Source organism: Pseudomonas sp. BAY1663, assembly GCF_000582595.1.
GTDB lineage: Bacteria > Pseudomonadota > Gammaproteobacteria > Pseudomonadales > Pseudomonadaceae > Stutzerimonas > Stutzerimonas stutzeri_AF.
The window spans coordinates 12,871-33,033 of record NZ_AZSV01000012.1; the positions used below are offsets into that span (position 1 = coordinate 12,871).

The 20,163-nt window shown below is 59.9% G+C and carries 18 protein-coding genes and 4 pseudogenes; 12 read left to right on the forward strand and 10 right to left on the reverse strand.

Annotated features, from left to right (window positions below; translation table 11 throughout):
* Positions 1–32: 32 nt before the first annotated feature.
* The 3 genes from hisG to hisC all read left to right on the forward strand — a co-directional run bounded on the left by hisG (position 33) and on the right by hisC (position 3,290).
* Complete coding sequence (hisG, locus tag BAY1663_RS05700; RefSeq protein ID WP_037038476.1) at positions 33–665, forward strand: ATP phosphoribosyltransferase; 633 nt, start codon at positions 33–35, stop codon at positions 663–665.
* Between the two features lie 156 nt (positions 666–821).
* Positions 822–2,129, forward strand: coding sequence for a histidinol dehydrogenase (gene hisD, locus BAY1663_RS05705; RefSeq protein WP_037038478.1), 1,308 nt, complete (start codon positions 822–824; stop codon positions 2,127–2,129).
* 114 nt (positions 2,130–2,243) lie between these two features.
* Positions 2,244–3,290: a histidinol-phosphate transaminase gene (hisC, locus tag BAY1663_RS05710; protein ID WP_037038480.1), complete on the forward strand. Its 1,047-nt coding sequence runs from the start codon at positions 2,244–2,246 to the stop codon at positions 3,288–3,290.
* Between the two features lie 184 nt (positions 3,291–3,474).
* Here hisC and algW read toward each other — a convergent pair whose 3' ends face one another.
* On the reverse strand, positions 3,475–4,629 hold the full coding sequence (gene algW / locus BAY1663_RS05715) for a Do family serine endopeptidase AlgW (RefSeq protein ID WP_037038482.1): 1,155 nt from the start codon (positions 4,627–4,629) through the stop codon (positions 3,475–3,477).
* A gap of 169 nt (positions 4,630–4,798) precedes the next feature.
* Between algW and BAY1663_RS05720 the strand changes: the two genes are divergently transcribed.
* From BAY1663_RS05720 to cysN, 4 genes and pseudogenes are all read left to right on the forward strand, one after another.
* On the forward strand, positions 4,799–5,557 hold the full coding sequence (locus tag BAY1663_RS05720) for a Nif3-like dinuclear metal center hexameric protein (RefSeq protein ID WP_037038484.1): 759 nt from the start codon (positions 4,799–4,801) through the stop codon (positions 5,555–5,557).
* A 179-nt stretch (positions 5,558–5,736) separates the two neighbouring features.
* Positions 5,737–6,653, forward strand: a pseudogene (gene cysD / locus BAY1663_RS05725) (sulfate adenylyltransferase subunit CysD).
* Between the two features lie 62 nt (positions 6,654–6,715).
* On the forward strand, positions 6,716–7,063 hold the full coding sequence (locus BAY1663_RS05730) for a four helix bundle protein (RefSeq protein ID WP_037038485.1): 348 nt from the start codon (positions 6,716–6,718) through the stop codon (positions 7,061–7,063).
* Between the two features lie 81 nt (positions 7,064–7,144).
* Positions 7,145–9,043, forward strand: coding sequence for a sulfate adenylyltransferase subunit CysN (gene cysN / locus BAY1663_RS05735; protein WP_037038486.1), 1,899 nt, complete (start codon positions 7,145–7,147; stop codon positions 9,041–9,043).
* Between the two features lie 138 nt (positions 9,044–9,181).
* Here cysN and BAY1663_RS05740 read toward each other — a convergent pair whose 3' ends face one another.
* From BAY1663_RS05740 to BAY1663_RS25715, 7 genes are all read right to left on the reverse strand, one after another.
* Positions 9,182–10,078 carry an ABC transporter ATP-binding protein gene (locus BAY1663_RS05740; protein WP_037038487.1) on the reverse strand — a complete coding sequence of 299 codons (897 nt, stop codon included), beginning with the start codon at positions 10,076–10,078 and terminating at the stop codon, positions 9,182–9,184.
* Positions 10,079–10,112: 34 nt separating this feature from the next.
* The gene (locus tag BAY1663_RS05745; protein WP_256206557.1) at positions 10,113–10,910 is read right to left on the reverse strand and encodes a hypothetical protein; all 798 of its coding nucleotides are present in this window, start codon (positions 10,908–10,910) and stop codon (positions 10,113–10,115) included.
* A 1-nt stretch (position 10,911) separates the two neighbouring features.
* Positions 10,912–11,205 (reverse strand): hypothetical protein, encoded by a 294-nt coding sequence (locus BAY1663_RS25015; protein WP_256206558.1) that lies wholly within the window; start codon positions 11,203–11,205, stop codon positions 10,912–10,914.
* Positions 11,206–11,291: 86 nt separating this feature from the next.
* A complete protein-coding gene (locus BAY1663_RS25020; RefSeq protein ID WP_371257589.1) occupies positions 11,292–11,720 on the reverse strand; it encodes an ABC transporter permease in 429 nt (142 codons plus the stop codon).
* A gap of 133 nt (positions 11,721–11,853) precedes the next feature.
* Entirely contained in the window at positions 11,854–12,168 is a 315-nt protein-coding gene (locus BAY1663_RS25710) for a type IV pilin protein (RefSeq protein ID WP_305809516.1), read from the reverse strand.
* A 174-nt stretch (positions 12,169–12,342) separates the two neighbouring features.
* Complete coding sequence (locus BAY1663_RS23335) at positions 12,343–12,585, reverse strand: hypothetical protein (RefSeq protein ID WP_128576101.1); 243 nt, start codon at positions 12,583–12,585, stop codon at positions 12,343–12,345.
* Positions 12,586–12,596: 11 nt separating this feature from the next.
* Complete coding sequence (locus tag BAY1663_RS25715; protein ID WP_037038490.1) at positions 12,597–12,782, reverse strand: type IV pilin protein; 186 nt, start codon at positions 12,780–12,782, stop codon at positions 12,597–12,599.
* 461 nt (positions 12,783–13,243) lie between these two features.
* Between BAY1663_RS25715 and pilB the strand changes: the two are divergent.
* The 5 genes and pseudogenes from pilB to yacG all read left to right on the forward strand — a co-directional run bounded on the left by pilB (position 13,244) and on the right by yacG (position 18,186).
* A pseudogene (gene pilB / locus BAY1663_RS05765) lies at positions 13,244–14,946 on the forward strand (type IV-A pilus assembly ATPase PilB).
* A gap of 2 nt (positions 14,947–14,948) precedes the next feature.
* Positions 14,949–16,168: pseudogene (locus BAY1663_RS05770) on the forward strand (type II secretion system F family protein).
* A gap of 3 nt (positions 16,169–16,171) precedes the next feature.
* Positions 16,172–17,037 (forward strand): annotated as a pseudogene (locus tag BAY1663_RS05775) (A24 family peptidase).
* 343 nt (positions 17,038–17,380) lie between these two features.
* Positions 17,381–17,992: a dephospho-CoA kinase gene (coaE, locus tag BAY1663_RS05780; RefSeq protein WP_164838431.1), complete on the forward strand. Its 612-nt coding sequence runs from the start codon at positions 17,381–17,383 to the stop codon at positions 17,990–17,992.
* Complete coding sequence (yacG, locus tag BAY1663_RS05785) at positions 17,989–18,186, forward strand: DNA gyrase inhibitor YacG (protein WP_037038493.1); 198 nt, start codon at positions 17,989–17,991, stop codon at positions 18,184–18,186. Before coaE ends, yacG begins: the two co-directional genes overlap by 4 nt.
* Before the next feature lie 175 nt (positions 18,187–18,361).
* On the opposite strand, the gene BAY1663_RS05790 is transcribed toward yacG, so the two are convergent.
* Positions 18,362–19,045 carry an energy-coupling factor ABC transporter permease gene (locus BAY1663_RS05790; protein WP_037038494.1) on the reverse strand — a complete coding sequence of 228 codons (684 nt, stop codon included), beginning with the start codon at positions 19,043–19,045 and terminating at the stop codon, positions 18,362–18,364.
* 61 nt (positions 19,046–19,106) lie between these two features.
* Complete coding sequence (locus tag BAY1663_RS05795; protein ID WP_037038498.1) at positions 19,107–20,144, reverse strand: NADP(H)-dependent aldo-keto reductase; 1,038 nt, start codon at positions 20,142–20,144, stop codon at positions 19,107–19,109.
* Between the last annotated feature and the right edge of the window lie 19 nt (positions 20,145–20,163).

The window sequence follows — 20,163 nt, forward strand, 5'->3', positions numbered from 1 at the left end:
CGCCGAACGCGCGCAACCCAAGGATTAACGCAATGCTCACCATCGCCCTGTCGAAAGGCCGCATCCTCGACGACACCCTGCCGCTGCTGGCCGCGGCCGGTATCGTGCCGACCGAGAACCCGGACAAGAGCCGCAAGCTGATCATCCCGACCAGCCAGGATGACGTGCGCCTGCTGATCGTCCGCGCCACCGACGTGCCCACCTATGTCGAGCATGGTGCGGCCGACCTCGGCGTGGCCGGCAAGGACGTGCTGATGGAATACGGCGGCCAGGGCCTCTACGAGCCGCTGGACCTGAAGATCGCCAACTGCAAGCTGATGACTGCAGGCCGGGTCGGCGCACCGGAACCCAAGGGCCGGCTGCGGGTGGCGACCAAGTTCGTCAACGTCGCCAAGCGCTACTACGCCGAGCAGGGCCGCCAGGTCGACATCATCAAGCTCTACGGCTCGATGGAACTGGCGCCGCTGGTAGGTCTGGCCGACAAGATCATCGACGTGGTCGATACCGGCAACACGCTGCGCGCCAATGGCCTGGAGCCGCAGGAACTGATCGCCACCATCAGCTCGCGGCTGGTGGTGAACAAGGCCTCGATGAAGATGCAGCACGCGCGCATCCAGGCGCTGATCGATACGCTGCAGGCCGCTGTCGAGCAGCATCGGCATTGATACGCTTCGCGGTTGCCACCGCGCCTGCCTATCCGTGTCATAGCCGAAATTCTCGGGTGCCCGCACGGTGGGCTTGATATTCTAGCGGCGCCTGAGAGCCTGCCTTCCGATTCGTCGTATGCAGTTTTCGATGCTTAGCCAACCATGAGGCCCGCCATGACCGCTCCCACCGCCATTCGCCGACTCAACGCTGCCGATGCCGATTTCGCCCGGCATCTGGATCATCTGCTGAGCTGGGAAAGCGTGTCCGACGACGGCGTCAATCAGCGGGTGCTGGAGATCATCCAGGCCGTGCGCGAGCGCGGCGATGCGGCGCTGGTCGAGCTGACCCAGCGCTTCGACGGGCTGGAAGTCGCCGCGATGGCCGACCTGATCCTGCCGCGCGCGCGCCTCGAGCAGGCGCTCGAGCGCATCACCCCGGCGCAGCGCCAGGCCCTGGAAGTCGCCGCCGAGCGGGTGCGCAGCTACCACGAGAAGCAGAAGCAGGATTCCTGGACCTACACCGAGGCCGACGGCACCGTGCTCGGGCAGAAGGTCACTCCGCTGGATCGCGCCGGGCTCTACGTGCCGGGCGGCAAGGCCTCCTATCCCTCGTCGGTGCTGATGAACGCGATTCCGGCCAAGGTCGCCGGGGTGCCGGAAGTGGTCATGGTGGTGCCGACCCCGCGTGGCGAGATCAACGAGCTGGTGCTCGCCGCCGCTGCCCTGGCCGGCGTCGACCGGGTGTTCACCATCGGCGGTGCCCAGGCCGTCGCTGCCCTGGCCTATGGCACCGAGAGCGTGCCGCCGGTGGACAAGATCGTCGGCCCGGGCAACATCTACGTCGCCACCGCCAAGCGCCACGTGTTCGGCAAGGTCGGTATCGACATGATCGCCGGGCCTTCGGAGATCCTCGTGGTCTGCGACGGCCAGACCGATCCGGACTGGATCGCCATGGACCTGTTCTCCCAGGCCGAGCACGACGAGGATGCGCAATCGATTCTGGTCAGCCCGGACGCGGCGTTCCTCGACAAGGTTGCCGAGAGCATCGCGCGCCTGCTGCCGACCCTGGAGCGCGCTGATATCGCGCGCATCTCCATCGAGGGGCGTGGCGCGCTGATCCAGGTTGCCGACATGCAGCAGGCCATCGAGGTGGCCAACCGCATCGCCCCGGAGCACCTGGAACTGTCGGTCGCCGAGCCGGAGCAGTGGTTGCCGCAGATCCGCCATGCCGGCGCGATCTTCATGGGCCGCTACACCGCCGAGGCGCTGGGCGACTACTGCGCCGGGCCCAACCACGTGCTGCCGACCTCGGGCACCGCGCGTTTCTCGTCGCCGCTGGGCGTGTACGACTTCCAGAAGCGCTCGTCGATCATCAACTGCTCGGCCGAAGGTGCGTCGAACCTGGGCAAGGTCGCCTCGGTGCTGGCGCGCGGCGAATCGCTGACCGCCCACGCCCGCAGCGCCGAGTACCGGATCAAGTAAGTCGTAGGGTGGAAAACGGCCGCAGGCCTTTTCCACCTGACGTCACTGGGTGGAAAACATTTCGCGGTTTTCCACCCTACGGCAAACCGACCACATTCGAGGAGAGAAGGGCGGATGAGCAAGTTCTGGAGCCCCTTCGTCAATGACCTGGTGCCCTACGTGCCGGGTGAGCAGCCTAAGCTGAGCAAGCTGGTCAAGCTCAATACCAACGAGAATCCCTACGGCCCGTCGCCCAGGGCGATCGCGGCGATGCAGGCGGAGCTCAACGACAACCTGCGGCTGTATCCGGACCCCAACGGCGAGCGCCTCAAGCAGGCGGTGGCCGATTACTACGGCGTGCGGCCGGCCCAGGTGTTCGTCGGCAACGGTTCCGACGAGGTGCTCGCGCATGCCTTCCACGGCTTGTTCCAGCATGGTCGTCCGCTGCTGTTCCCCGACGTGACCTACAGTTTCTATCCGGTCTATTGCGGGCTCTACGGCATCGACTACGAAACCATCGCGCTGAACGAGCAGTTCCAGATCGATGTGGCCGATTATCAGCGTCCGAACGGCGGCATCATCTTCCCCAACCCGAATGCGCCGACCGGTTGCCTGCTGGCGCAGGAGGCCATCGAGCGGCTGCTGCAGACCAATACCGATTCCGTGGTGCTGGTGGACGAGGCCTATGTCGATTTCGGCGGCGAATCGGCCATCGCGCTGGTCGATCGCTATCCGAACCTGCTGGTGACGCAGACGCTGTCCAAGTCCCGTTCGCTGGCCGGGCTGCGCGTCGGCCTGGCGGTCGGTCATCCGGATCTGATCGAGGCGCTGGAGCGGATCAAGAACAGTTTCAATTCCTATCCGCTGGACCGTATCGCCATCGCCGGCGCGGCCGCGGCCTTCGAGGACCGGGCATATTTCCAGCAGACCTGCCGGCAGGTGATCGCCAGCCGCGAGGCGGTAGTGACGGCCATGCAGGGGAAAGGATTCGAGGTGCTGCCTTCGGCGGCGAACTTCATCTTCGCCCGCCACCCGCAGCACGATGCCGCCGGGATCGCCGCCAGCCTGCGCGAACAGGGCGTTATCGTCCGTCACTTCAGGCATCCGCGCATCGAACAGTTCCTGCGCATCACCATCGGTACGCCGGAACAGAACCAGGCGCTGCTGGACGCGCTCGGCTAGCATGAGCTGCTTGCTGTAGCGGGGCATCGGGCAGGCCTGCGGCCTGCATCGCCGCGAGGTCGCGCCTCCCACAGAGGGGCGGTGTGCACTTGCTGCTTCGGTGGTGGCTCGCTGCTTTTGTGGGAGGCCCGCCCTCGGGGCGATGCTTTTTGAGCTTGAAGCTTCAAGCTTCGGCTTTTGGCGCCTACTTCGGCGCGGTGTTCACCGGCGGACGTATGCCCACTTCGGCCGTCAGCGTCAGCGGCTTGCCGTTGCGCAGGATATCGATGTCGATCTTGTCGCCCGGCCGGGTCCGGGCGACCTGGTTCATCGAGCTGCGCCCGTCGGCCGATTGCACGCCGTCGATGCTGAGGATCAGATCACCCGGCTGCAGGCCAGCGCGTTCGGCCGGGCCGTCCCGGTAAACGCCGGCCACCACGATGCCGGGGCGCCCCTCCTGGCCGAAGGATTCGGCGAGTTCCTGGGTCAGCGACTGCACCTCGACCCCCAGCCAGCCGCGGATCACCTGGCCGTGCTCGATGATCGATTTCATCACCTCCAGCGCGAGCTTCACCGGGATGGCGAAACCGATACCCTGGGAACCGCCGGACTCGGAGATGATCGCCGTGTTGATGCCGATCAGGTTGCCGCCGGTGTCCACCAGCGCGCCGCCGGAGTTGCCCCGGTTGATCGCCGCATCGGTCTGGATGAAATCCTCGTAGGTATTGAGGCCCAGCTGGTTGCGTCCGGTTGCGCTGATGATGCCCATGGTCACCGTCTGGCCGACGCCGAACGGATTGCCGATGGCCAGGGTGACGTCGCCGACGCGAATCCGGTCCGAATGACCGAGGGTGATCACCGGCAGGTTGGCAAGATCGATCTTCAATACCGCAAGGTCCGTCTCGGGATCGCTGCCGATCACCCGTGCCAGTGTCTCGCGGCCATCCTTGAGCGCCACCACGATCTGCTCGGCATTGGAGGTCACGTGGTTGTTGGTCAGCAGGTAGCCTTCCGAGCTCATGATCACCGCAGAGCCCAGGCTGGACTCCATGCGTTGCTGCCTCGGCAGGTTGTCGCTGAAGAAGCGCTGGAAGAGCGGGTCCTTGGCCAGGGGCTGCCGTTCGGTCTTTTCGATCACCTTGGTGGTATAGAGATTGGCCACCGCCGGGGCGGCGTCCGATACCGCGTTGGCATACGAATAGGGACCTTGTTGCGGGGCCGTGGCTTTCAACGGTGCCTGCTGCAGCCCGATGCTCTGCTCCTGGATGCCCACCAGATGCGGATAGCGCTGGATGATCAGCAGGGCTACGAGTACGCCGACCAGCAACGGCCAGCCAAGGAAACGCAGGGCATTGAACATCGCTTGGGGTCCGGACAGAGTTGCGAGCGCAGGGAGCGCCCCTTAAGGTGGCGGCATTATACGAAGCTGAAGCTGAATTGCAGCTTCGTGCGTGCAGATTTGTCGCACCCACTCGTGGGCCGCACGTTGCGCCGCGGGCACCGCGGCATCACCCAAGAGGTTTTTTTTCATGGCCATTGCGCTGACCACCCTGGTCGAAGAAGCGGACCGCTACCTGAATGCCGCCAGAATCGCCGATTACTGTCCCAATGGTCTGCAGGTCGAGGGGCGCCCCCAGGTGCGGCGGATCGTCAGCGGTGTGACGGCCAGTCAGGCGCTGCTGGATGCCGCCGTCGAGGCGCAGGCCGACGTGGTGCTGGTCCATCACGGCTATTTCTGGAAGAACGAGGACGCACGCATCGTCGGCATGAAGCAGCGGCGCTTGAAGACGTTGCTGGCCAACGATATCAGCTTGCTGGCCTACCATCTGCCACTCGACGTCCATCCCGAGGTCGGCAACAACGTCCAGCTGGCTGAATTGCTCGGGCTTACCGTCGAAGGGTCGCTGGAGCCGGACAATCCGTGCTCGGTGGGCCTGGTCGGCTCGCTGGAAACACCCCTGGCGCCGGTGGACTTCCTGCGCCGGGTGCACGAAGCGCTCGGTCGCGAGCCGTTGATGATCGAGGGCGAAGGCCCGATCCGGCGCATCGCCTGGTGTACCGGCGGAGCCCAGGGCTATATCGAACAGGCGGTTGCGGCAGGAGTGGATGCCTACCTCACGGGGGAAATCTCCGAGCCCACGGTGCATATCGCACGGGAAAATGGTCTGAGCTTCTTTGCGGCCGGCCACCATGCCACCGAGCGTTATGGCGTTCGTGCCCTGGGCGACTACCTTGCGCATCGGTTTGCCATCGAACACCTGTTCATCGACTGTCCGAATCCGGCTTGAGCTCTGGCAGGCGCCATGGCGCCTCGGATTCGGAAGGTCGGGCGCCGATCAGCAGCATCGGTATAAATCTAGAAGTTTTAGGTCTAACAGCTGGCCTGATTAGAATCTAAAGCCGTGTTAGAGTTTGCGCCACTTCGAGCGGCCGGCCGGCCGTCCCACTTGCCAATTCGTGAGTAGTCATGGTCGATAAACTGACGCATCTGAAACAGCTGGAGGCGGAAAGCATCCATATCATCCGCGAGGTCGCCGCGGAGTTCGACAACCCGGTGATGCTCTACTCCATCGGCAAGGATTCGGCCGTGATGCTGCACCTGGCCCGCAAGGCCTTCTTTCCGGGCAAGCTGCCCTTCCCGGTGATGCACGTCGACACCCGCTGGAAATTCCAGGAAATGTATCGCTTCCGCGACAAGATGGTCGCGGAGATGGGGCTCGATCTCATCACCCACGTCAATCCGGAGGGCGTCGCCCAGGATATGAACCCCTTCACCTACGGCAGTGCCAAGCACACCGACGTGATGAAGACCGAGGGGCTCAAGCAGGCGCTGGACAAATACGGCTTCGATGCCGCGTTCGGCGGTGCCCGCCGCGATGAGGAGAAGTCCCGGGCCAAGGAGCGCGTGTATTCCTTCCGCGACAGCAAGCATCGCTGGGACCCGAAGAATCAGCGTCCCGAGCTGTGGAATCTCTACAACGGCAAGGTGAAGAAGGGCGAGTCGATTCGCGTCTTCCCGCTGTCCAACTGGACCGAGCTGGACATCTGGCAATACATCTATCTCGAGCAGATCCCGATCGTGCCGCTGTATTTCGCCGCCGAGCGCGAAGTCATCGAGAAGAACGGCACGCTGATCATGATCGACGACGAGCGCATCCTCGAGCATCTTTCCGACGAGGAAAAGTCCCGTATCGAAAAACGCATGGTGCGCTTCCGCACCCTCGGCTGCTACCCGCTGACCGGCGCGGTGGAGTCCACCGCCACCAGCCTGCCGGAGATCATCCAGGAAATGCTCCTGACCCGCACCTCCGAGCGCCAGGGCCGCGTCATCGACACGATGCCGCCGGGTCGATGGAGGAGAAGAAGCGGCAGGGATACTTTTAACAACAGCCGGAAGCCGAGAGCTTTAAGCTGGAAGCTTGAAGCCAAAAGAGCAGGAGTGCTGCGTGGATTTCGAGAAACTGGACGTATGGAAACGCTCAGCGAGATTGTCGGTAGCGCTTTATCAGCACCTGAGAAACTCCCGTGAGTTGGGTTTTAAGGATCAAGTCACCCGCTCGGGATTATCGATTCCCAGCAATATTGCCGAAGGCATGAGCTGGGAGGGTATTAGGGAGAAGGTGCGGTTCCTGCTGATTGCCAACGGCTCTTGTGCAGAATTGCGAACGCAACTTTATATAGGTCGTGAGGCAGGCTTCGTAGCTGAGGAGTTCGCAAGGCCGAGCATTCAGGAAACTCGTGAAATCGCCGCCATGCTGTCCAGCCTGATTCAGACCATTCGTCACGATTTATAGATCTATAGCAGAGCGCAAGCTGTCGACGCTGTGGCTGTTACTTCCAGCTTCCAGCTTCCAGCTTCCAGCTTGGAGAAGCCAATGTCCCACCAATCCGACCTGATTTCCGCCGACATCCTCGCCTACCTTGCGCAGCATGAGCGCAAGGAACTGCTGCGTTTCCTCACCTGCGGCAACGTCGACGACGGCAAGAGCACCCTGATCGGGCGTCTGCTGCACGATTCCAAGATGATCTACGAGGACCATCTCGAGGCCATCACCCGTGATTCGAAGAAGGTCGGCACCACCGGTGAGGATGTCGATCTGGCGCTGCTGGTCGACGGCCTGCAGGCCGAGCGCGAACAGGGCATCACCATCGATGTCGCGTACCGCTATTTCTCCACCGCCAAGCGCAAGTTCATCATCGCCGACACGCCCGGCCACGAGCAGTACACGCGCAACATGGCCACCGGCGCATCCACCTGCGACCTGGCGATCATCCTGGTCGACGCCCGCTACGGTGTGCAGACCCAGACCAAGCGCCACAGCTTCATCACCTCGCTACTGGGCATCAAGCACATCGTCGTCGCCGTCAACAAGATGGACCTGATGAACTTCGATCAGGACGTCTTCGAGAAGATCAAGGCCGACTACCTCGCCTTCGCCGAGCGTATCGAGTTGAAACCGTCCTCGCTGCACTTCGTGCCGATGTCCGCGCTCAAGGGCGACAACGTGGTCAATCGGAGCGAGCGCGCGCCCTGGTACGATGGCCAGTCGCTGATGGAAATCCTGGAAAGCGTCGAGATCGCCGGCGATCGCAACTTCGACGACCTGCGCTTCCCGGTGCAGTACGTCAATCGGCCCAACCTCAATTTCCGTGGCTTTGCCGGCACCCTGGCCAGCGGCATCGTGCGCAAGGGTGACGAGATCGCGGTGTTGCCGTCCGGCAAGATCAGCCGGGTGAAATCCATCGTCACCTTCGACGGCGAACTGGAGCAGGCCACGCCGGGCGAGGCCATCACCCTGACCCTGGAAGACGAGATCGACGTCTCCCGCGGCGACATGCTGGTGCATGCCGACAACCGCCCGCGCATCGCCGACAGCTTCGAGGCCATGCTGGTATGGATGGGTGAAGAGCCGATGCTGCCGGGCAAGAAGTACGACATCAAGCGTGCCACCAGCTACGTGCCAGGCTCGATTGCCAGCATCACTCACAAGGTGGATGTGAACACGCTGGAGCAGGGCGCGGCGAGCAGTCTGCAGCTCAACGAGATCGGCAAGGTCAAGGTCAGTCTGGATGCGCCGATCGCTCTGGACGGCTACGTGCAGAACCGCACCACCGGTGCTTTCATCGTCATCGATCGCCTTACCAACGGTACCGTCGGCGCCGGCATGATCATCGCCGAGCCGGTCGCCCATGGTACCGGCGGACATCACGGTGCGCTGGCGCATGTCTCCACTGAAGAGCGCGCCACACGCTTCGGCCAGCAGCCGGCTACCGTGCTGTTCACCGGCCTGTCCGGTGCCGGCAAGAGCACCTTGGCCTATGCGGTGGAACGCAAGCTGTTCGACATGGGGCGTGCGGTCTACGTCCTGGATGGCCAGAACCTGCGCCACGACCTGAACAAGGGCCTGCAGCAGGATCGTGCCGGTCGCACCGAGAACTGGCGCCGCGCTGCCCATGTGGCACGACAGTTCAACGAGGCCGGCCTGATCACCCTGGCGGCTTTCGTCGCCCCGGATGCCGAAGGCCGCGAACAGGCCAGGGCGCTGATCGGCGACGATCGGCTGATCACCGTCTATACCCAGGCTTCGCCGCAGGCCTGCCGCGGGCGCGATCCGCAGGGGCTGTACGCCGCAGGTGGTGACAACATCCCGGGTGAGTCCTTCCCCTACGATGTGCCGCTGAATGCGGATCTGGTGGTCGATACCGAAACGTCGACGCTGGAGGAGGGGGTAAGGCAGGTGATTCAGTTGCTGCGTGAGCGTGGGGCGATCTAAACCCGCGGAAAAACGCCCTGCCGATGCAGGGCGTTTTGTTTAGGGGCATGATCTCGGACGTGACATCTGCCGATTTGGGGCGAGCGTCGAAAGCGCCTGTGGCGTTCTTATCCTGTGTGGCTTGCGGCAACCCGGTGCTTAGGATGCTTCGGCCAGAATGCGGAAGAAGACGCTTTCCAATGAAGCTGCTGGCTGAGCGGTTAGCAAATGCCCGCCGATACTGTTGAGCTGTGCAATGGCGGCGGGTAGCTCGGATTGCTCCATTTCGCATTCGAACTCACCCGGGCGTAGAAGCGTGCAGGTTGGCTTCAATGGCTGCTCCGCCTGATAACGCAGGATGAAATGGCTGGCACGTTCGGCGGCCAGTTCGCGAGGCGAGCGGACGGTCAGCAGTTGGCCTTTGTTGATGAAGCCGAAGCGGTCAGCGATTCGCTCGACATCGTGAAGAACGTGGGAGGTGAAAAATATCGCACCTCCCTGTTTCTTATATTCATTGAGAATGTCGACCACATCCTTTCGGCCTACTGGGTCCAGGCCGGACAGTGGTTCGTCGAGAATCAGCAGCCGTGGTTCCACAGCCATCGCATGAGCCAGCGCCGTGCGCTGTACGTTGCCCTTCGATAGATGTCGAATTCTTCGCTTGGCATACTCGGCGACGGAAAAGCGCTCTAGCCAGCCCATGCACCAGGCATTGGCGTCGGGCCGCTTGATGCCGTTCATCGAAAGGCCCATGCGCAGGATTTCCAGTGGTGTGAACTGGTCATACAGCGCCGGTGCCTCCGGCACATAGGCAACATCCCGGCGCGATGCGGCTTGGTGTGCATCGCTGCCGTATAGTGTCACTTTGCCTTGGTAGTCGTTGATGATGTCCAGCATGATCTTGATGGTCGTGGACTTTCCGGCGCCGTTAGGGCCGACGAAGCCGAATACCTCTCCTTCGGAAAGGCTGAAGCTCACGTCGCGCACCGCTTGGATCTGTTTGCCCTTTACTCTGAAAGTATGGCTGACGCCGTGAAACTCCACCGCTGCGCTCAAGGCTGTTCCTCCATGCCGGCAATCTTCAGTTTTTTCAGTTCAATGTGGCCATTGCGAAGCTCATAGCCGAGGCGTAGAGGGTCACGGGGCAGCTCGCCCACGATGCCTCGACCGACCAGCGACTGTAGTTCGGGCAGTGGCCATATGCCGCTTCGTAATGACGCTGCGCCTCACGCAGGTCAATCAAGCCTTGTAGTCGAATAACGCGTTTATCGAGCATGTCGCGTAGCTTAGTATCCGATGCACCGTCACGTTGCTGCTTCAAGTAGTTCAGTGCCAGGCGCTCATCGGCAAATTGCTCCGCCCGAAGCATCACGGCCAGTTTTTGCATGGCGGCAGCGTTTTCTGGTGATCGCTGTGCTCCGATCTCCAACACGCGTGCAGCGTGCTCATTGTCGCGGTGGAAGAATGCCAGATTGATGCCATAGAAGAACGGCGGAATTTCGTCCCAGAACCGACAATCGACTGCGGCTTGCAGTACCTTGTTGCCATCATCCACCGCGCCGCCCCAAGTGAGCAGGCCGTTAGCCAGATAATAGTTGTCTTCATGGCAGGGATTGAGCTGGGCGACTTCCCGTTGGGCACGAACCAGATAGCCGATATCGACGCCCCGGTCATCCATACCGGTCGCAGCCAGGCGTATGGTTTCGAGATCGGCGGCCAGGAAACGATCACCGCCATGCAGCGCGACTAGAAGAGGTGCGGGTATCACTACTCGATCAGGGAGGAATTGCGGCGTCAGCACTACTGGTTGCTGGGCGCGCCAGGCGGCAACGACGACGAACAGGGTGAAACCCAAAGCAGCCAGATATAGCGAGTGATGCTTGTACATGTCAGGCGAAGCGCTTGCGCTGCAAGACCCAAACGGCCAAGGCCAGCAAACCAACCGTGTAGGTCAGGTTCGAAAGCACCAGCCAGGGCCAATCGGCTGGCAGGAATTCGAGCTTGCCGTAAAGCGCAACCATGCGTACATCTAGTGCTCCGAGGTCGGGTAGCAGATAGCTCAAAAGCGTGATGCCGGAGCGGTAACTCTCGGCGTCGCCTACCACCATGGTGTTGCGGGTCAGCAGTTCGGTGATGGCGCCGAACGAACGCGCGATAAACATAAAGCCGAAAGTGCCGACCAATACGAAACTGGGGGTGGATGCGAGCACAGCGAGTAGAGCGGCGACGGCCGTCAGTAGTAACACATCGAGGCCGATAAATGCGATGGTTATGAGGTAGTGATGATCCAGTGCGACCGGTGTGCCTTGTGCGTAGCTTGGTCGATTAGCCAGACCAGAACTGCCAGCGCTCCGGCAAGTAGTAATAGAAGTCCTAAGATCAGAGTTGCGATGGCGATAAAGCGGCCAAGCAAGAGGCTATGTCGTGGGCATGGGTAGGTCAGAGTGTTAAGGAAATAACGTCGGTCGAACTCGCGAGAGACCAACTCTTGGACCATCAGGATCAAGACCAGTGGCAACAGTAGGCGAATGACCGAAAGGCCGATATCTAGAGCTACAGTGGCTGGCTGCCTGCCACTGAACTGGGCGGACAACAACACTGTGAGGAACAGCATGAGTAATGAGCAGCTAGTCAACCAGCCAAAGCGGGCGCGAAGGGCAAGGCGGAGACCGGTCGGAATGTTTGGTGAAGAGAGCATGAGTGGTAGCTAGTCATAGCGGTTGAGGGGGCAGGTAATGATTGTAATTCCTTGCTCAGGCCTTCGGTCAATGGTGCAGGAAGTGAGAGTTAGATTTATTTTCTCTCAGGTGGCTCTAAAAGATTGATGCAACTTATTTGTCAATAGAGGATGCCATAATCCAAACGGCATTCCTGACATCTGCCTGGGCATTGCTATCATTGGCTTTGGCTCGATATTCCGAGAACTGGGGGATTGCCAAGGCGGCCAATATACCGATGATCGCTACCACGATCATTAACTCAATCAGCGTGAAACCTAATATATCGGATTTCATCGCGTTCCTCCATTGAGCTTTATTGGGGCTCCAATAAAAAGGCCGTGGAGGAAAGCCCCACGGCCTGCCACCTAAAGCAATGGCGTCAAGATTATTACTGGAAGTTGACCAGTTGAGCTTCAGGTACGCCATCAGCGCAGTTGCTGCTCAACGATTGGGCTCCAACAGTCCCACCTGTGCTGGAAGCACGGAAGCCACGGTAGCTGGGGTTGGCTACGGTCACGACCTCGCCGATATTGCTGGCGTTGCATTGAGCGTCGTTGTAGGTCGCATCACCAGCAGCATCCACGCCAATTTGAGCGCAAGTTAGGCTGGTGCTACGGCTACCCGTTGTATGGCAGGCGCCAACGTTAATGGCGTTAAGGCTTCGTCGCAATTATATGCGCCAAACACGCCCTTGGAGAGATTCAGGCGAACCGTATCACCCAAAATGGCACATTCAGTGGTGGTGATTGGTTCGCCGCTATCTATTTTGGTCGGAGCTGCCATAGCCGAAGAGGCACACATAAGAGTGGAAGCAGCAATCAAAGCCAGCAGATTCTTTTTCATTTGTGTCACCCTTAACGTTGAGCGGCAGTCATTACGCTGATGGAGTTCTTCACATCAGCCTGAGCGGTGGAGTCGTTGGCTTTAGCACGATATTCATTGAACTGCGGAATAGCGATGGCAGCCAGAATGCCGATGATTGCAACCACAATCATCAATTCGATCAGGGTAAAGCCTTTTTGCTTCTTGATGGACTTCATGGAAAAGCTCCTGTGTTGGTAAGGTCCGTGACCCGGCATGACAGGAGCAGTTTCTGTGCCAGATAATGTGGAGAAGACGTGTCAGTGCGGACTGATGTGCGGTGGTTCACTTTTTTGATGATGTGTGGATGTGCTGGCTTGCACGCAGCTGTGTCGGATTGAAGTGGTTGGATTTCTTCTTGGTAGAGAGATGGCCCCTATAACAGGCGCTATAGAGCGCATGCTTAGGGGCTTTAGCATGTGGGCGGGGCAGTACTTTTCGTGATGGCCATATGAGGTTGATATGTGGGTGGCTTCCGACAGTGCACTGCAGCTTTTCCAGTGGCAGGGATTTCTATCGCACCTTATATAGCGCTTGAGGTCAGCATGTGACAAAAAGCGCCACTTTTTTCTGGGTGGGTTTTGCTCATGGTTGGAACTGCGTTATAAGGCAGCGATTCTTTCAGTCTTGGTTGGATCCCATGAACGAAACGGCTCCCCTCGGTGGTCTTGCTCGACAGCTTGTGCTGGCGGGCCAGTTGGATGAAAAAGCCGCAGCACAGGCGCAATTGCAGGCTCAGCGTAATCAGGTGCCGCTGGTCACCTGGCTGGTGCAGAACAAGCTGGTCAAGGGGCGTGTGCTGGGCGACATTGCCGCTGAGCAATTCGGTGTGCCTTTTTTTGATCTGGCGGCTCTGGACAGGGAAACCCAGCCCAAAGACCTGGTTAGCGAAAAGCTCGTACGCCAGCATCGTGCGCTGCCATTGCAACGCCGTGGCAATAAGCTGTATGTGGCAGTATCCGATCCAACTAATCACCAGGCCATCAGCGATATCCAGTTCAACACTGGGCTTTCGGTTGAGGCTGTGCTGGTCGAGGATGACAGGCTTGGCGAGGCCATCGAGAAATTCTTCGAGTCCGCCAGTACGGCGCTCGATGGGCTGAGCGGTTCGGATCTGGATGATCTGGATGTCGAGGTGGCTGGAGATGCGAAGGATGATGCAGGAGAACACACTGAAGCTGATGATGCCCCAGTAGTCCGCTTCGTCAACAAGATGCTGTTGGATGCCATCAAGGGTGGTTCGTCTGACCTGCATTTCGAGCCGTACGAAAAGAGTTATCGTGTGCGCTTTCGTACCGATGGCATGTTGCACGAAGTGGCTCGCCCCCCGGTGCAGTTGGTCAGTCGAATCTCCGCGCGTTTAAAGGTCATGGCCAGTCTGGATATTGCTGAGCGGCGCAAACCGCAGGACGGCCGTATCAAGATGAAGGTTTCCAAGACCAAGTCCATTGATTTTCGCGTGAATACGTACCCACGCTGTGGGGCGAGAAGATCGTGATGCGGATCCTGGATTCTTCCAGCGCTCAGATGGGTATTGATGCCCTCGGCTATGAGGACGATCAGAAAGCGCTCTATATGAATGCTCTAAAGCAGCCACAGGGCATGATTCTGGTGACTGGCCCGACAGGTTCGGGTAAGACGGTTTCGTTGTACACGGGTCTGAATATCCTCAATACGGTAGACGTAAACATCTCCACCGCCGAGGATCCAGTGGAGATCAACCTGGAGGGGATCAACCAGGTCAACGTCAATCCGCGGCAAGGCATGGATTTCGCTCAGGCGCTGCGTGCCTTCCTTCGCCAAGACCCCGACATCATCATGGTGGGCGAAATCCGTGACCTGGAAACTGCCGAGATTGCCATCAAGGCGGCGCAGACCGGACATATGGTGATGTCGACACTGCACACCAATAGTGCTGCGGAGACACTCACGCGTTTGCGCAACATGGGGGTGCCCGCTTTCAACATTGCGACTTCGGTGAACCTGATCATTGCCCAGCGGTTGGCCCGCAAGCTTTGCCCCAGTTGCAAGCAGGAGGTCGATGTGCCGCGTGATGCCTTGATCAAGGAGGGGTTCCCGGCAGAGAGAATTGGTGCCTTCAAGCTCTACGGGCCGGTGGGTTGCGATAGCTGCAAGGGTGGTTACAAGGGGCGTGTCGGTATTTATGAAGTGGTTAAAATCACGCCGGCGTTGCAGCGGCTTATCATGGAAGAAGGTAATTCCATCGATATCGCCTTGCAGGCGCGCAAAGATGGTTTCAATGACCTGCGCACTTCGGGTCTGGTCAAAGCCATGAGTGGCGTCACCAGCCTGGAAGAAGTCAACCGCGTGACCAAGGATTAACCATGGCGGAAAAAGCGTTGAAAACCAGTGTTTTTACCTGGGAAGGCACTGACAGAAAAGGTGGCAAGGTCAAGGGAGAGCTGGCTGGCCAGAGTCCTTCACTGGTCAAGGCGCAGCTTCGCAAGCAAGGTATCAATCCGCTCAAGGTTCGTAAAAAAGCCGTCTCGCTGTTTGGCGCGGGCAAGAAAATCACGCCGATGGACATCGCACTGTTCACTCGGCAGATGGCAACGATGATGAAGGCCGGCGTGCCGCTATTGCAATCCTTCGACATCATCGGTGAGGGATTTGATAACCCCAACATGCGTAAGCTAGTAGATGAGATCAAGCAGGAGGTGGCGGCGGGTAACAGCTTTGCAGGTTCGTTACGCAAGAAGCCGCAGTATTTTGATGATCTTTATTGCAATCTAGTGGAGTCGGGTGAGCAGTCCGGTGCGCTGGAAACCCTATTGGATCGGGTCGCTACTTACAAGGAAAAAACTGAAGCACTCAAGGCCAAGATCAAGAAGGCCATGACTTACCCTATTGCGGTGATTGTAGTGGCTATCATCGTTTCAGCGATCTTGCTGATTAAGGTCGTTCCGCAATTCGAGAGTGTTTTCGAGGGCTTCGGCGCCCAGTTGCCTGCTTTTACCATGATAGTGGTTGAGCTTTCGCGTTGGCTGCAGGAGTGGTGGTATGCGGTGTTCATCGTGCTGTTTGCTGCTGTGTTCTTGTTCAAGCACGCTTATAAAAGATCTGAGAAGCTCCGTGATTCTCTTGATCGCCTTCTGCTCAAGCTGCCCATTGTTGGCGATATTCTCTACAAGTCCGTCGTGGCGCGATATGCGCGGACGCTATCGACCACCTTTGCGGCAGGCGTACCGCTGGTTGATGCACTGGATTCGGTTTCCGGGGCAACGGGGAACGTCGTATTTCGTAATGCAGTCGGGAAGATTCGTAATGATGTCTCCTCCGGTGTGCAACTCAATTTCTCCATGCGTACCACGGGAATTTTCCCATCCATGGCTATTCAGATGACGGCGATTGGCGAGGAGTCCGGCTCGCTAGATGAAATGCTGGATAAATTGGCAAGTTTCTATGAGGCTGAAGTCGATAACATGGTGGATAACCTTACGACTTTGATGGAGCCCTTGATCATGGCGGTTTTGGGGGTGCTGGTAGGGGGTTGATCATTGCGATGTACCTGCCGATCTTCCAGTTGGGAAGTGTGGTCGGATAATCAATGATGCTCGAATTCTTGGCCAGCCATGCGCTGGCCTTTGTTTTGTCCGCTGCCCTGGTGGGATTGCTGGTGGGCAGCTTTCTCAATGTGGTGATTCATCGTTTGCCGGTCATGATGCGGCGCGATTGGCGCATGCAGGCGCGGGAGTATCTGGAATACCCGCCGGAGCCGGCTGGCGAGCGCTTCAATCTTCTGCTGCCGGGCTCGCATTGTCCGCGCTGCGGCCATGAGATTCGCTCGTGGGAGAACATTCCTCTGCTCAGTTGGCTGGCGTTGCGGGGCAAATGCTCGTCCTGCAAGGCGCCGATCAGTGCTCGCTACCCGCTGGTGGAACTCGCGTGCGGGCTGCTGTCGGGCTACGTTGCCTGGCATTTCGGCTTCTCCTGGCAGGCGGGTGCCATGCTGCTGCTGACCTGGGGGTTGCTGGCGATGAGCATGATCGATGTCGATCATCAATTGTTGCCCGATGCGCTGGTGCTGCCGCTGCTTTGGTTGGGGCTCATCCTCAATGACTTCGGTTTGTTCGTCTCCCTCGAGAGCGCGCTGTGGGGGCGGTGGCGGGGTACCTGAGCCTGTGGTCCGTGTACTGGCTATTCAAGCTGCTGACCGGCAAGGAAGGTATGGGCTATGGCGATTTCAAGCTGCTCGCGATGCTGGGCGCATGGGGCGGTTGGCAGGTGTTGCCGCTCACCATTCTGCTGTCGTCGGTGGTAGGGGCTGTGCTTGGAAGCATTCTGCTGCGGGTCCAGAATGCCGAGAGCAATACGCCTATCCCCTTCGGGCCGTACCTGGCGATTGCGGGGTGGGTCGCTCTGCTTTGGGGTGACTGGATCACACAAAGCTATCTGCAGTTCGCGCGTTTCTAGGGTTGCGGAAAGTCTTCAGCTTTATCCTGGGCGATAGGTGGGGCCGCCGGCGTCGGAGAGGCTTGCCATCCAGGTTAGGTGGGGTCAGCCGTTCGGGCAGACCTTCGGCCTGTAATCGCCGCGAGGGCGCGCCTCCCGCCGGGTCCGGTGGACGCATGCCGCTTTTGTGGGAGGCCCGACCTCGGGGCGATGCTTGTCAAGCTTTTGGCTGTCCTGCCGCCAATCCTTGCGGGGCGCGCCTTCCATAGGGCTTGTCTCATTCACCTCACTGTCGGCCGGGGCTTGCGCTTCGTGAGTCGAGTGGTTACTACTGCGCGTCCTGATTCACAGCTGGTGTGTTTGCCTGATGAAACCCTGGATTCTTGGATTGACCGGCGGCATCGGTAGTGGCAAAACCGCCGTGGCCGATCATTTCGCCAGCCTGGGCGTGCATGTCGTGGATGCCGACCAGGCCGCGCGCTGGGTGGTCGAGCCTGGCCGTCCCGCCCTGCGGCAGATTGCCGAGCACTTCGGTGAAGGTATCCTTCTGCCGAATGGAGAGTTGGATCGTGCCGCGCTGCGCGAGCGGGTATTTCGTCGTCCTGAGGAGCGGAAATGGCTTGAGCAGCTATTGCATCCGCTGATCCGGGCGGAGATTGCCCGGCATCTTGCGCTTGCCGAATCACCCTACGCGATCATGGTCTCGCCGCTGCTGGTCGAGTCGGGACAGTACCGGCAAGTCGATCGTGTGCTAGTGGTGGATGTGCCGGAGGCGCTACAGATACAGCGCACCATTGGTCGGGACCAGGCCAGTGAGGAGCAGGTGCGTGCGATTCTCAAGGTCCAGGCGGGGCGCGAGGAGCGTCTACGGCATGCTGACGATGTGCTGCTGAACGACCGTGATTTGTCCTGGCTGGAGTCCGAGGTGGAGCGTTTGCATCGTTTTTATCTGACACTGCGGGGAGGCCGGCAATGACCGCGACCATCGTTGAGTGTCCCACATGCGGGGCGCCGGTAGAGTGGGGAGTGCAGAGCCCGCACCGGCCGTTCTGTTCGGATCGCTGCAAGCTGATCGATCTGGGGGCGTGGGCTTCGGAGGAGCACGCCATTCCGGGTAACGAACTGGAGGATGAGCTGTTCTCCGGTGATATGCCGCCTCGCCAGCACTAGGCTTGCGGGGGCGGGCAAGTTCGCACCATCTCTATAGGCGCAAGCCATGCTCGCGATAACTTTGCGTGGTAAGGGCGCGAACATGGCACGCCCCTACGAAAGCAATAGCGTTCAACATCCGTAGCGGCGGGTTGCAACCTGCGATTCGTCGATACCTTCGTCTGGCTCGCGGGCGTCAGCGTTCTTCGTCCTTCCAGGGCGCCTGCAGGTAGCGGCTCTGGTTGAAGCTTTCCAGCCAGTCCGGGTAGAACACCACCAGTGCTGTGATGGCGGTGCCGTTGATGAATGCCTCTGGAAACATCACCAGCCAGATATAGCCTGCGAAGTCCTCCAGCCAAGGCGGCATCGGGAAGCGTCCATCGATCAGCAGGACTCCCAGCGAAGCCAGCACGCAAAGCAACGCGGCCAGGGCGGCCGGGAAGAAGCCGGAAAAGAAAATGAAGACGAAGAGGTTGCGGGGCTGAGCGCGCTCGACCAGGCGGGCGCAAATGACGGTGACCAGTACCGGAATCAGTACCAGCAGGACGCCGTTCAACCCCAATGCCGTCAGCTGCTGGTGACCTGTCAGCGTCAGGCCGAGTTGTGCGCTGAAGGCGGCCAGGATGGCCAGTGGCCAATCCAGCAAAAGGGTAACGGCCGTCAGGCCAATGAAGTGGAAGGACAGTCCCGAGTCGAAATCGCGCCGAACCAGCCAGAGCAGGAAAATGGCCAGCATCGCACCAAACAGCAGGTGTTGGCGCCGCGTATCGCTGAACAGCTCGACCCATGGCGCGCGCCACGCTGCCCAGAGCAAGGCGAGCGTATAGACCAGCCAGCCCGCAAGTATGCTGGATGGGGCAAGTAGGTGGGCGGAGATCATTCCCGTGGCTCCTTGGTGTGCTGCTTCCGGGGGGGGGCGTTGCTTGATCGCTGGTCGGTGTTCAAGGGGCTGGGTTCGGCTGTTCGGTGTGAATCGCCTCGATCCCCGCAAGAACCTCGGCCGACAGTTTCAGGTCGGCACTGGCGAGGTTGGCCGCGAGCTGCTCGATGGTGGTGGCGCCGATGATGTTGCTGGTAACGAAGGGCTGTGCGGTGACGTAGGCAAGTGCCATCTGGGCGGGATCGAGACCGTGCTCGCGGGCGAGGGTCACGTATCTCGAACAGGCGGCTTTTGCCTGTGGGTTGGTATAGCGTGCGAAGCGCTGGAACAGGGTGATGCGTGCGTTGGCTGGCCGTGCCCCATTCTCGTACTTGCCGCTCAACATGCCGAATGCCAGGGGCGAGTAGGCGAGCAGTCCGCATTGTTCGCGGATGGCGATTTCCGCCAGCCCGACCTCGAAGCTGCGGTTGAGCAGGTTGTACGGGTTCTGGATCGAGACCGCGCGTGGCCAACCGCGGCTTTCGGCCAGTTGCAAATATTTCATGGTGCCCCAGGGCGTTTCGTTGGAGAGGCCGATGCACCGTATCCTGCCGCCCCGCACCTCTTCGTCCAGCGCTTCCAGGGTCTCTTCGAGAGGGGTGAAGTCGCTTTCCTGGTGCCGATAGTCCAATTGCCCGAAGAAATTGGTGCTGCGCTCGGGCCAGTGCAGCTGGTAAAGGTCTATCCAATCGGTCTGCAGGCGCCGGAGGCTGGCATCGATGGCGGTGCGGATTTGCTGGCGGTCGAATCGTGGGTGCCCGTCGCGAATGTGGGTGATGCCATTGCCTGGGCCGGCGATCTTGGTCGCCAGGATCCAGTCGGCGCGATCGCCGCGTGCCTTGAAGTAACTGCCTATGTATTGCTCGGTGGTGGCGTAGGTTTCCGCTCGCGGCGGTACCGGATACATCTCCGCGGTATCGATGAAGTTGATGCCGGCTGCCTTTGCTCTGTCGATCTGGGCGAAAGCGTCGGCTTCGCTGTTCTGTTCGCCCCAGGTCATGGTGCCCAGGCAGAGCGAGCTCACTTCAAGTTCGGAGCGGCCTAGTCGACGAAATTCCATGGGTATTCCTCGGGTTGAA

Excerpts from the sequence above, each read along its gene's own strand:
- hisG (WP_037038476.1), top strand. The coding sequence starts at position 33 with ATGCTCACCATCGCCCTGTCGAAAGGCCGCATCCTCGACGACACCCTG.
- hisD (WP_037038478.1), top strand. The coding sequence starts at position 822 with ATGACCGCTCCCACCGCCATTCGCCGACTCAACGCTGCCGATGCCGAT.
- hisC (WP_037038480.1), top strand. The coding sequence starts at position 2,244 with ATGAGCAAGTTCTGGAGCCCCTTCGTCAATGACCTGGTGCCCTACGTG.
- algW (WP_037038482.1), bottom strand. The coding sequence starts at position 4,629 with ATGTTCAATGCCCTGCGTTTCCTTGGCTGGCCGTTGCTGGTCGGCGTA.
- BAY1663_RS05720 (WP_037038484.1), top strand. The coding sequence starts at position 4,799 with ATGGCCATTGCGCTGACCACCCTGGTCGAAGAAGCGGACCGCTACCTG.
- cysN (WP_037038486.1), top strand. The coding sequence starts at position 7,145 with ATGTCCCACCAATCCGACCTGATTTCCGCCGACATCCTCGCCTACCTT.
- BAY1663_RS05745 (WP_256206557.1), bottom strand. The coding sequence starts at position 10,910 with ATGTACAAGCATCACTCGCTATATCTGGCTGCTTTGGGTTTCACCCTG.
- BAY1663_RS25020 (WP_371257589.1), bottom strand. The coding sequence starts at position 11,720 with ATGCTCTCTTCACCAAACATTCCGACCGGTCTCCGCCTTGCCCTTCGC.
- BAY1663_RS25710 (WP_305809516.1), bottom strand. The coding sequence starts at position 12,168 with ATGGCGTACCTGAAGCTCAACTGGTCAACTTCCAGTAATAATCTTGAC.
- BAY1663_RS23335 (WP_128576101.1), bottom strand. The coding sequence starts at position 12,585 with ATGAAAAAGAATCTGCTGGCTTTGATTGCTGCTTCCACTCTTATGTGT.
- BAY1663_RS25715 (WP_037038490.1), bottom strand. The coding sequence starts at position 12,782 with ATGAAGTCCATCAAGAAGCAAAAAGGCTTTACCCTGATCGAATTGATG.
- yacG (WP_037038493.1), top strand. The coding sequence starts at position 17,989 with ATGACCGCGACCATCGTTGAGTGTCCCACATGCGGGGCGCCGGTAGAG.
- BAY1663_RS05790 (WP_037038494.1), bottom strand. The coding sequence starts at position 19,045 with ATGATCTCCGCCCACCTACTTGCCCCATCCAGCATACTTGCGGGCTGG.
- BAY1663_RS05795 (WP_037038498.1), bottom strand. The coding sequence starts at position 20,144 with ATGGAATTTCGTCGACTAGGCCGCTCCGAACTTGAAGTGAGCTCGCTC.